This is a genomic window from Planococcus sp. CPCC 101016, from assembly GCF_007859295.1.
GTDB lineage: Bacteria > Bacillota > Bacilli > Bacillales_A > Planococcaceae > Planococcus.
Window position 1 is genome coordinate 143879 of record NZ_VOHB01000006.1, and the last position, 11598, is coordinate 155476.

General features: G+C 43.8%; 12 protein-coding genes. 4 read left to right on the top strand and 8 right to left on the bottom strand.

Annotated features, from left to right (window positions below):
* The first annotated feature begins 24 nt into the window (after positions 1 to 24).
* Together FQV26_RS17135 and FQV26_RS17140 are read left to right on the top strand one after the other, a co-directional pair.
* Positions 25 to 210 (top strand): hypothetical protein, encoded by a 186-nt coding sequence (locus FQV26_RS17135; protein ID WP_006828367.1) that lies wholly within the window; start codon positions 25 to 27, stop codon positions 208 to 210.
* A 108-nt stretch (positions 211 to 318) separates the two neighbouring features.
* Positions 319 to 1212, top strand: coding sequence for a peptidylprolyl isomerase (locus FQV26_RS17140; protein WP_146559125.1), 894 nt, complete (start codon positions 319 to 321; stop codon positions 1210 to 1212).
* Positions 1213 to 1259: 47 nt separating this feature from the next.
* On the opposite strand, the gene yhaM is transcribed toward FQV26_RS17140, so the two are convergent.
* The 5 genes from yhaM to FQV26_RS17165 form a co-directional block, all read right to left on the bottom strand.
* A complete protein-coding gene (yhaM, locus tag FQV26_RS17145) occupies positions 1260 to 2198 on the bottom strand; it encodes a 3'-5' exoribonuclease YhaM (RefSeq protein ID WP_146559127.1) in 939 nt (312 codons plus the stop codon).
* Entirely contained in the window at positions 2195 to 5035 is a 2841-nt protein-coding gene (locus tag FQV26_RS17150; protein ID WP_146559129.1) for an ATP-binding protein, read from the bottom strand. The genes yhaM and FQV26_RS17150 overlap by 4 nt, the downstream gene beginning before the upstream one ends.
* A 4-nt stretch (positions 5036 to 5039) precedes the next feature.
* Entirely contained in the window at positions 5040 to 6257 is a 1218-nt protein-coding gene (locus FQV26_RS17155; protein WP_146559131.1) for a metallophosphoesterase family protein, read from the bottom strand.
* 154 nt (positions 6258 to 6411) lie between these two features.
* On the bottom strand, positions 6412 to 7662 hold the full coding sequence (locus tag FQV26_RS17160) for an ABC transporter permease (RefSeq protein WP_146559133.1): 1251 nt from the start codon (positions 7660 to 7662) through the stop codon (positions 6412 to 6414).
* Complete coding sequence (locus FQV26_RS17165) at positions 7655 to 8554, bottom strand: ABC transporter ATP-binding protein (protein WP_146559135.1); 900 nt, start codon at positions 8552 to 8554, stop codon at positions 7655 to 7657. Before FQV26_RS17165 ends, FQV26_RS17160 begins: the two co-directional genes overlap by 8 nt.
* 127 nt (positions 8555 to 8681) lie before the next feature.
* On the opposite strand from FQV26_RS17165, the gene FQV26_RS17170 reads away from it, so the two are divergent.
* Positions 8682 to 8867 (top strand): YhzD family protein, encoded by a 186-nt coding sequence (locus FQV26_RS17170; protein ID WP_146559137.1) that lies wholly within the window; start codon positions 8682 to 8684, stop codon positions 8865 to 8867.
* A gap of 40 nt (positions 8868 to 8907) precedes the next feature.
* On the opposite strand, the gene FQV26_RS17175 is transcribed toward FQV26_RS17170, so the two are convergent.
* The 3 genes from FQV26_RS17175 to FQV26_RS17185 all read right to left on the bottom strand — a co-directional run bounded on the left by FQV26_RS17175 (position 8908) and on the right by FQV26_RS17185 (position 11288).
* Positions 8908 to 9687, bottom strand: a complete 780-nt coding sequence (locus FQV26_RS17175) for an enoyl-CoA hydratase (protein WP_146559139.1) — start codon at positions 9685 to 9687, stop codon at positions 8908 to 8910.
* Positions 9688 to 9775: 88 nt separating this feature from the next.
* The gene (locus FQV26_RS17180) at positions 9776 to 10123 is read right to left on the bottom strand and encodes a YlbF family regulator (protein WP_146559141.1); all 348 of its coding nucleotides are present in this window, start codon (positions 10121 to 10123) and stop codon (positions 9776 to 9778) included.
* A 22-nt stretch (positions 10124 to 10145) separates the two neighbouring features.
* Positions 10146 to 11288, bottom strand: a complete 1143-nt coding sequence (locus tag FQV26_RS17185) for a DUF445 domain-containing protein (protein ID WP_261384392.1) — start codon at positions 11286 to 11288, stop codon at positions 10146 to 10148.
* Positions 11289 to 11369: 81 nt separating this feature from the next.
* On the opposite strand from FQV26_RS17185, the gene FQV26_RS17190 reads away from it, so the two are divergent.
* A complete protein-coding gene (locus tag FQV26_RS17190; protein WP_146559143.1) occupies positions 11370 to 11573 on the top strand; it encodes a YheE family protein in 204 nt (67 codons plus the stop codon).
* The last annotated feature ends 25 nt before the right edge of the window (positions 11574 to 11598 follow it).

Below are 11598 nucleotides of genomic sequence, written 5' to 3' on the forward strand. Positions count from 1 at the left end.
GTAAAGTTAGAGGGGAGGAAATCCATGATTATCGCATTCATCGTTATGTTCTCCGTGTTTTATCTTTTCCAGATCAACCGGATGACATTAGCACTCGTCACTTCTCGGGAAATTCCGGAAGAAAATCATCAAAAAATATTCCGTACCATAAATATATTAATTACAATACTATTGGTATCGTTGTATGTAGGCGTAGAATTTACACCTTAAATCCACTTGCCTCTTGGCAAGTGTCTTTTTTTAGGAACTTTGCACTTTTTAAATCGTTTATAGTATAGTAATTACTGCATCTAGATAGAAAGTTGGGAGCGAAATTCAATGAAAAAATCTTTTTTAACTATTACACTGGCAGCGTCTGTACTGGCTTTAACGGCATGCAGCGACAGCGGTGACTCAGAAGTGATCGTAACTTCTGATGTGGGCGATGTCACCAAGGACGAACTTTATCAAGAAATGAAAACATCAATCGGTGAACAAGCACTACAGATTCTCATGATTGAAAAAGTGCTAACTGAAAATTACGAAGTGACGGACGAAGAAGTAAATGCAGAATACGAAAGCAATAAAGAAGAGCTTGGAGAAAGCTTTGATCAGTTCCTTGCCCAAAATAACCAAACAGAAGAAAGCTATAAAAAAGTCATTCGCTTGAATTTATTGCAGGAAAAAGCATTGACTGAAGATGTTGAAGTGACGGACGAAGAGATACAGGCACACTATGATCGCCAAGGTACAGAATTGAATGCACGCCACATTCTTGTGGCTGATGAAGAAACAGCCAACTCCATTAAAAAAGAATTGGATGAAGGCGGCGATTTCGCTGCGTTAGCTGAAGAAAACTCGACAGATACAGGCTCTGCTGCAAACGGCGGAAATCTTGATTGGTTCGGTCCAGGAGCAATGGTTCCTGAGTTCGAAGAAGTCGCTTACGGACTCGAAGTAGATGAAATCAGCGAACCTGTAGCATCTGAATTCGGCTTCCACATCATCCAGGTTCTTGAAAAACGTGAAGTAGAAGACCAACCTGCTCTGGAAGACCAGAAGGAAGAGATTCGTTCTGAAATTGCACTTTCAAAAGCGGATCAAGCCACTTTGCTTCCGAAAGTCGCTGACTTGATGAAAGAAGCAAATATTGAAATCCAAGACGAAGACCTTGAAGGTGCTTTAGAAGATATCATGAATCCACAACCTGCTCCTGAAGCTCCTGCACAATAATGAATGCCAAAACCCCCGATTCCTTTCCAGGAATCGGGGGTTTTTCGTTAAATTTTTGGTTTGTAAAACGAGCGATTATCCAATGCAAAGACGCGTTCTGAAAACTCGCCTTCCTTGGTTTTTCCTAAGACACGATCCAGCATCATCATTTTAGCATCAATATTATCAATGTAATGCAAAATTTCAGCCTCTTTAATCATCGGCTTTTTCGGACTGCCCCATTCTTCCTTACCATGATGGGAAAGAATAATATGCTGCAACAGCATTACCTCTTCTCCCTCAATTTCCAATTCTTCCGCAGCTTTTGATACTTCCGTCACCATGATGGAAATATGGCCAATTAGATTACCTTCCACAGTATAGGTTGTCGCAATCGGGCCAGAAAGTTCAATAACTTTGCCGATATCATGCAGGATGATTCCAGCAAACAACAAATCCTTATTTAATCCCGGATAAATATCGACCAATGCCTTGCCGAGCTTCAGCATGGAAACGACATGATCTGCCAGACCGGACACGTAATCATGGTGATTGCGTGTCGCAGCTGGATAGGTCAGGAATTGCTGCTGGTACTTTTTCAGTAGAAAGCGAGTAATCCGTTGAATTTGGGGGTTTTCCATTTCAAAAAGATACTTCATCACTTCTTCCAACAATTCATCGGTGGATTTTTCTGAGGACGGCATCAAGTCTGAAATCGATTGGTTTTCCTCAGGCTTGGCTGGCCGAATGCTTTTAATCCGCAATTGGTTTTTCCCTCTATAATTATGGATTTCTCCCCCGACCCGAACAATGGTTTCCGCAGCGAATATTTTTTCCTGTTCATCTTTCGTATCCCATAACTTTGCTTCGATATCCCCACTCTTGTCTTGCAATACTAATGAAATGAATGGATTGCCAGTAGTAGTGACTCCTTTGACTGATTGCTTGATCAGTAGGAATTCATCGATTGTCTCTCCGACTGCACGCTGTGTGATTCCTTTGGTCATGAATGAACGCTCCTTTCAGTATTGGCCACTTTGATGATCTGTGCATTAGGCCAGGCCTGCTGCATGCTTTCGTGGCAAGTAAAATAAATGAACTGGTGCTCTCTTTGCAGCTCTGTCACTAAGTTTATCATTTGCTGAAGCCGACTGCGATCAAAATGGACAAAAGCGTCGTCCATAATAATCGGGAACGGATGGCTCTTCTGCATAGAAACGGCCAATGAAAGCCTTAACGCCAGATACGCTTGTTCCTTGGTTGCTTGACTAAGTTCAGCAATCCGGAAATACATGCCATCCTGCCTTTCCGCTTCAAAATAGCCATTGATATTCATGACTAGTCCTTGATAAGCTCCAGCAGTTAATTTACTGAAATAAAGCTGGGCAGTGTCCAATACAGCTGGCAATTTCTTTTCTTTCAACTCATCCATCGTCCTATTAATTGCTTCCACAATCGCTTTATTGACGGACCATTCGTTGGCCAACTCTGCAAACTCGGCTTTTTTCTCTTCAAATTCCTGCAGCTTTTCTTCATAAGAAGTATCCGACACCAATAAACGGGTCATTTGCTGTTTATCGGCCTGTTCAGCCAGCAGTTCGTTTCGTTCATTTTTCAATTTTGTCAGGGATGCTTGCCATCGATCCAACTGCTGCTCTGCCTGATCTGGCTCCCAACCGGTCGGCAACTCAATATTTCCGATGGATTGTAATTGAACCTCGACAAGTGCCAATTCTTTCATAAGTTGCTGTTTTTGCTCCCACTCATCCGTTAACCGGTAAAAATCAAATACATCTTGAGCATCCGCATATTCCAGCAAAGCCTGCTGTTCTTTTTCAAGCTGCTCCCTATAAGCAGTCAACCGGTTCATTTCCTGTATCCAACCGGCTTGCTTCTCTTTTATTTTAACCCATTCTTCCTGCTTCCGTCTGAGGTATGCCAGTTCGGAGCGAAGAGAAGCCATCAACTCACCGGTTGCCAATTCTTTGCCGCATGCCGATTCAGCTTTCTCAATCCAGTCTTTTTGCCGACCTTCCAACACACGAATTTCATTATCAATCCGCAGCAAACGAGAATGGACGGCCTGCACGTGGCGGAGTTTTTCAAAAAGCTCCAGCACCATCGTCCGGCTAACACCGGCCTGCAGGCCAATCTCTTGCAGAAGCTGCTGATAGGCGTCTTTCGCAGGATACTGATGTGCCTCTGATGAATACGCAGCAATATTTTTTTTGATGGCATCCCGTTGTGCCATCAATCCATCTAAATGACGATCAAATTCTGCAACTTTTTTCGATATTGCTTCATATTCACTTTCTTTTCCAGCATGCTCTTTTAGAATCGCTTGATATTCCTGCGGCAATTCCCCAGGCTTTTTCGTCTTGAGGAACAGCCATATCGCTGATCCAATTGTCGCTAGTCCCAAGACAACCAGCACCATTACAGATTGCGCAAATCCAAAGGCTGCTAAAGCTAAGCCTAGCGCAATCAGCATATAATTGATGATCCTGCCATTTTCGTTTCCGGATGTTTGAATTTTTGATGCGGCTTTGGCTTCTGCTAATTTAGCCGATAATGTTGGCCATTGCTCAGCTGCTAGCCGCTCTTTCCCTGAAGGTTCACCTGACAAAAAAGATGTTAACTCATTTTCTGTTTGCTTTAATTTGTTTTTTTCATTCTCTAAATTGCGCTGGCGGAAACGTTTGTCCTCTTCTTCTACATCCAAATCCTTCAGCTTGGCAACCAACTTCTCTTCATTATTTAATGAGATGTCTACTTCCATTGCCTGTTGTTCAGCAAGTCCGAGTAAAGACAAAGTGGTTTGGCGATTTTCTAATAATTCGATTTGCTCATTGCGTTTTTGCTCCAGCTGCAGAGATAATTGGTGCCAATCGGACTCACGGCTGAGCAGATTTTCCAAAGCCTCAACAGATGCGGGCGCTTCGGGTACTAGCAAGCTTTCCTGCTGCCGTGCCAAATGTTCCCCATCGGCTCTTGTCTCTGACAGTTTGTCCACCAGCCGGTCCATCTGCCTTTTTCCATCTAATGGGAATTGGGTAATCTGCAGCGCCTCAATCTGTTCTGTCAGATTCTTTTTATCGGTCAGCAAAGGGGTTGCCTGCTGCCATTTAGCGATTTTTCTCAGCACACGGTCCGTCTCTGCTTCTTCGGTTTCAATGGCCACTAACCGCCGGTCAATTTCTTGCAGCCGCTCTATGTATGGACTGTACAACTCTGCGCGTTGCCGGTATTCCTTCAGTTGTCCTTCAGTGTCGCGGAGCTCGTCTGCCAGCACATTCATCTCCGGATTGCGACCGCCCTTCTTGAACAGTACGGCCATCTCTTTTTCAAGACGACTTTCCAGGTGCGTCACCGCATCGACACCAGTGGTTCCCGATGCCAGCAAAGTACGGCTCAATTCCGCTTCACTCAACCCTTCGAGCCCTTGTAATTCATGGATGGAAAATGAAAAAACAGCTTCAAAGGCGGTACGATCATAATTGCGCAGCAGCTGTTTCAATTCGGGTTCTGCTCCCTTACGGCCGTCTTCAAACCAAATGGTGACATCACCAGCAGATTTTCCTTTTACTCGTTCAACCACCAGTTTTCCGTAATGTGCATCAGTTATATGAAGCTTTCCACCATATTTACCGCCATTTTTTGGTTCATAACGCAATTGCGTTCCTTTACGTGAAGGAAAGCCAAAAAGAACCTGAACTATAAATTGCTGCATTGTTGTTTTTCCAGCTTCATTTGGCCCATAAAACAAGGCCATTTGATCTGTCAGATCGATTGTCCGGTTTTCGTGTTTTCCAAAACCATAGATAATCATTTTTTCAATTCTCATCCCGTCACTCTCCTGCCTGCATACTATGCTGGATTTTCTTGGCTGCTGCCTGTTGGAGATTCATGACGGCTTGATTATCCAAAGCTTCTAAAAACCGGCTGCTTTTTGGATGTCTATAAAGATCTTTTAATACCGTTTTCCACTCGTCGGTGTTCCATTCTTCAATTGTTTGGATTAGGGCAGCTCCAAGCGGCGAAAGCTCAGCTTCACTGTGTTGCCGGTTATAATGGATTCCCTGAATCCAGACGAAAGAATCCAGCAGCTCCAATGATTCCTGTAGCGTCTCAAGCAGTTCACTTTCAGGTATTTCAGCGATGAGCTGGTAACTCTCCTCATCCAATTCTGTGAAAATCACATCGACGATTGCCGCTCCTGCTGCTTCCCCATGTAAGCTGAGCTCTTTTCGGCAGGCATCGATCAATTCATTCATATGAAGAATGCCTTTTCCTGAAACGGCTACTTGGTCAAATTGAACAGCAGCTGTAGGAATGAATTTTAAAGCAGTCTCCGATTTTGACAGGGTGACCTCGTAAAAACCTTTTGCACCAGATTCTTTCCGGTGGCGCCCTTGGATATTTCCGGGATAGACAATGAATGGATCCCGATGCAATTCCTGGCGTTTATGGATATGGCCAAGTGCCCAATAATCGTAATGTTTGCTTAGCAGCTGCTTTTTTTTAAAAGGGGCATAAACAGCATGAGTGGCGTCCCCTTCCATACTACCGTGCAGCATGCCAATTTGAAAACTTTCGAAATCTCTCTTAGCCGGATACTGATCGACCATCGATTCTGTAACATGTCTTTTGCCATAGCTGAAACCGGTTATCACAACCCGTCCGCCTGCCGTTTCCAATTCCAGCTGAGAGACCGACTGGTCAAATACATACACATTTTTTGGAAGCTCAAAACGTGTCCACTTGCCGCTGAGATGATCGTGGTTGCCGTAGCTTAGGACTACAGGTATCTGTTGCTCTGCCAACTGCTGCATGCCTTGTTGAAAACGAGCTTGTGCACGAATATTGCGGTCTTCTCCGTCATAGATGTCTCCAACAATCAGGACAAAATCAGGCTTTGCGTCGAGAGCATAATAAATAAGCCGATCAAAAGCTTCCAAAGTGCTGTCTTTCAGCTTTTTCCAATGCTCTTTACGCAAGCCTTTCATCCCAATGAAAGGACTTCCCAAATGCAAATCTGCTGTGTGGATAAATCGAATAGACTCCATAATTAACCCCTTTTAAAAACCGAATATTTGTTCTTATTTTACCATGTAAACACCCTAAAAAAAACTGTTTGCAGCAAGTTTCCTGCAAACAGATTTATCAAGTGAAGTTGGAAACTGGGATATCTTAATTACTCTCTGCTACAGCTTCTTCCCATTATTTGCTATTGCCTAAACGGATAGCTTTACGGATATCCTTCAGCGATTGTGAGGAGCCGTACATCAATACACCGCCACGGTAGACACGAGCGCCAAACCACCCAAGAACCCCAATGGTCGCCAGCATGATCGCGATGGACACTAGCGGCTCCCATAGCGGCAAATCCAGCATGCCTACACGCAAGAACATCACTAAAGGTGCAAAGAATGGGATAAAGGAAGAGATTGTCACGTAACGGGCTTCCGGTATCGATATCCCTGAAAATGCGATGAGCGATCCAATAATGATCAAAATCATCATTGGCAGCATTAATTGCTGCACATCCTCTGTTCGGCTGACCAATGAACCCAATAATGCCGCAAGTACAGCATACAGGAAATAGCCTAGCAGGAAAAAGAGGATGGCGAACAGGAATGTGCTGATTTTAAGTTCCGAAAAGCCCATCACGCTAAAGAAGCCTTCGGTTAAATCCGTTCCAGCCGTTTTTATCGCAAAATAACCAGCCAATCCGAAAATCATCATCTGCAGAATTCCCAGGCTTCCGATACCAGCAATTTTCGCAAACATATGCTTAACCGGTGAAACGCTGGATATAAGAATTTCCATGACACGGGAAGATTTTTCTGTCGCCACTTCCATAGCAATCATATTTGGATAATAGATGACGGCGACGTAAATAAGCATAATCAGTACATATACAAGACCCCTTGCCTGACTCAGCTCTTCCTGAGATTTAGACGATTCCGAGATCGCTTGCCGGTCAAATTCCACCGGCATAAATAATTGGCCCACCTCATTGTCATCCAAACCAAGAGATTCAGCAGTCAGCGCCGTATGTACGGCCTGAACAGCATTTTCGATTTCAATGCCACTGCCCAACTCATTAGCAGATTCCGAAACATAACGAGCTCCCAACTCGCCATTCTTTGTTAACACCAAGTAATCGTCAATTGTACCTTCTGCTATGCTTTCCTGTAATTCCTCTTCTGTCAGATAAGTCGGCACGGTTTTAATCCCGCTATCCATCAAATCGAATTGGGCCTGCAGATCTGGTACAAGTCCCGTTGTCTGATCAAGAACATGCAGCACATTTTCTTCAGCTTCTTCTCCATCAAAAATCGAGATGATATTTGATACATTTGCTAAAAGAAAAAAAGCGGCTACGACGATCAAGGTTGTTATGATAAAAGATTTTGTTTTCGCTTTGGTCATAAATGCCTGTTTGAAAATAATCCAGAAACTATGCATAGTTTTTCCCCACTTTCGCAATGAAAATTTCTTCGAGGGAAGGTTCTTCTATTGCAAAATGGCGAAGTGTTCCTAAATCCATTGCTTTTGCCAACAGGACTTGTGCAACAGTTTCATCTGCAACCTGAAACAAAGCCCCATCTTTCGTTTTGGTAAAATGATCAACACCTGCTACAGCGCTTAACTGGCTAAGGTCGGCATTCATATTTAAACGAACTTTCTGTTTGCCAAATGATCTTTTCACTTCGCGGATTGAGCCTCCAACTACTACTTTTCCGCGATCTAAAATGCTCATATCGTCACATAATTCCTCGACATGATCCATTCGGTGGCTGGAAAAGACAATCGTTGCTCCTTGCTTCTGAAAATCCAAAATGGCTCCTTTCAACATTTCCACATTAACTGGATCGAGTCCTGAAAAAGGCTCATCCAATATCAACAACGAGGGTTTATGCAGAAGCGATGCAATCAATTGAATTTTTTGCTGATTGCCTTTGGACAACTCCTCGACTTTTTTTTGTCTGTAATGCGGAACTTCAAAACGCTCCAGCCAGGCAGCCGTTTCGCGCTTGGCATCTGCCTTTGACATCTTTCGCAGCTGCGCCAAATAAACCAGCTGCTCTTCCACTTTCATCTTCGGATATAAACCGCGTTCTTCCGGCAGATAACCGATTTCCGGACTGTTAGCATATGTAATGGGGTTTCCTTTCCACCTGACTGTTCCATGAGTCGGGTCCAGCAAACCCAGAATCATCCTGAAAGTCGTCGTCTTACCTGCTCCATTGGCACCTAGAAATCCATGCATCCCGCCTTCTTCGATCGACAGTGAAAGATTATCCACTGCTGTAAAATCGCCGAATTTTTTTGTTGCCTGTTCTACATACAAAGCCATTTCCGTTCGCCCCTTCCTTTCTACTTATTACGAAACATCTGCCGAAATGTTTCAAAAATTGCAGGACTTTTCAAAAGAAACCCTTTATACTTAAAATGAATATCCATTCAGAAAGGATTGATTTCGTTTGAGAACCTATAAACTCACAGCATTTGAACAAACAGGAAAACAGATATTAGATGAAACATTTACCGCTGAAACTGACGATGAAGCACGCGATAAAGGAAGAGTGATTCTTGAAGAGAAAGAGCTGCTTAAGCAAACGCACCGCCTCGCTTCGCCCGCCGGCAAGCTCCTTCTTTTCCATTCATAAGAACGTAAAAAGCATGGCGGATTTTTTCCGCCATGCTTTGTTATTCTCCTTTAAATTCGGGTTTGCGCTTTTCGACGAATGCCTGTATGCCTTCCAGATGATCCGCCGATTTTCGCATGGCCGTTTGAGCTGCCGCTTCCATTTCTAACACTTTTTCCAGTTCAGCCACTTTTAATTGGTGAAGGATATACTTGGATGCTAACTTAGCGCTGATTGGAGATGCAATGACATCAGCTGCGTAGCTTTCAGCTTGTTCAAGTGCGCGTCCCTCAGCAGTGACTTCCTCGATCAGCCCTTTCGCCAGTGCGTCATGCGCTTTTAAGGTTTGACCTGCCCAAATAATCTGCTTGGCTTTTGGCACACCTACACGCTCTTTCATAAAGAAATGACCGCCGCCGTCTGGTACTAAACCGATGCCGATAAAATTCATGGCCAATTTGCTGTTTTCCTCAGCAATGACATGGTCACAAGCCAATGCCATACTGAAGCCCAGTCCTGCCGATGCTCCGTGAATGACCGCTATCGTTATCTGCGGCAAGGTGTAGAGTGCTTTCGCTAATCGGCTGACATCCTTCATGACCAATTCGATATCCATTGGATTTTCTGGATCCATCATTTCTTTGATGTCGCCACCTGCCGAAAATGCCCTTCCTTCGCCTCGGATGATCAGTACCTGTATGGTGCTGTCCTGCACAAGTGATTCGAAGCAGTCTGCCAACTCTTTCATCATCGTACCGTTCATGGCATTCATCGATTTTGGGCGATTCAGCACCAGATGGCCAATTCGTCCTTGTTTCGTCAATTCAATCGTCTCATACATAAAAAAAGACACCCCTTCGTAAAAATGAATTGTCATTCACCTTTACGTATTCGGTGTCTCTCTTTAATAATCCTTTATTTCTGCGAAATTACATGCTTTCGTATAAAGATTGTACCGGCTTAATCAAGACACGGTTCACTTCTTCGATCATTTGGCTTAATCCCATTTCGGCTTCAAGCATAGCTAGGATTTTTTCGTTTTGTTGAGCCGCTTGTGCAGTGCTCTGCGCGTTCATCATTTCTTCTTCTGTGATTTCTTCGCCTTGTGTCTGTTTCTGTTGAAGAGAAATCTGCAAATCACGGAAAGTCTTGAACAATTCGTTTGCTTCATTGTCAGAAGTGACTTGTGCAACTGCCTCTTCTAATTTTTTGAACTCGTCTGTTTCACGGAACGTGCTTTCTAATTTGTTGATGTCGTCGTAAATGTTTACTGCCATTTTCATCATTCTCCTTCTGTTGTCAGTTTAGTATCATAACGAAAATCCCTTGGAAGATTCCAATGAATCCTCCCAGAAAAGCGCCCAATACGGTAATCATCTTGAATTCTCTCCGTGATATCCCTAGCACCAATTCTTCCAGGCGGCTGAGCGGCAGAGAATCGACTTGCTCTTTCACCATACCTTCCATATCAATTTTCAATATGGTTTCTTCCAGTTTATACTCGCCTTGCTCGAAGACAAAGTCTGTCACAAGCGGAGTAATATTGACACTTGTCCATTCTAACCCTCCAGGCCAAGTCTCTGCAAGTGTTGCGTTCAAACGTGTGGATATCCGCGCTTTTTCACGAACATATTGTTTGACTGCTGACAATGCTGTATCAAAGTCGAATTCCTTCAGCAGTTCGTCGACTCTTCTGTCCTGCACCTTTTCCCATTCGCTGAATGCCAAAGTTCCCAACAGTTCAAAGGTTCTAGGGGAATTAAGAAACTTGATGATTTCAGGCTGAATGCGGTCAACCAAAGGTTTAGACTCACCCAAAATCGAATGCAGCATATGGCCGAAACGCCCGCGAGATTCCAAAAATTCATCCAGCAGCGACTTGATGGTCTGTCTGCCATGCGGCGATTCAAAATAATCCGAGCCTTGATCAATTGCATATTGTACGCCTTCGAACAACTTTGTTTCTGTTTCCGCTTTCCAATTGTCCGGCATCAGTTCACGGATTGTTTTTCCTGCGATATATGCCTGCAGTGAATCTTTTTGAAGATCCACCAATTCATCCAGCTTCGCTTCGATTTTTAGATCCACGTCTGTCTGCCGGGCAGCAAGCAGCCAATCATTGAAGGTTTTCGGTGAATCGAATACATGCTTGTTCAGCTGCCGATTGATCCATTTCTCCACTTTCACGTGCATTTCCTCATTGAAAAAACGCTTTTTGAATGTTTCCGGAGTCAATAGATGCTCAACAACAGTCCGTCCCAATTGACGGGATAATTCATCGCGTCGTTTTGGAATAAGCCCCGGCGTCAGCGGAACTCGCCACTTTCCGATATACTTTGCCTCGTAAGGCCAAAACAGCATTTTAATTGCCAAATGATTGGTTACGCCACCTATGATCGCACCGACCACTGCCATAAAAACCAAGGTCCATATAATAGTCACTTTTGTCACTCATTTCTTTTCTGCTTTGTGTATTCAGTCCAATCCCCTATAATGATAAGAGTATAGCAAAGGGGGATCTGCATGCTTCAGCATTTCAAATTTAAACCGATGTTCGAAAATCGTCAATTGCCGGGATGGGACATCTCCTTCTTTTATAAAAATGAACGGATTACTGGAGAGTACCACCCGGATGGCAGCATCGTTTGGCGTTCAAAACCGCCTCAAGACGAAGAAACCATCAAAACCATGATTCACGAGCTGATGCTCTACCATGTATACGATTAAAGCGCCGGAAAGTTCCTGCGCTTTT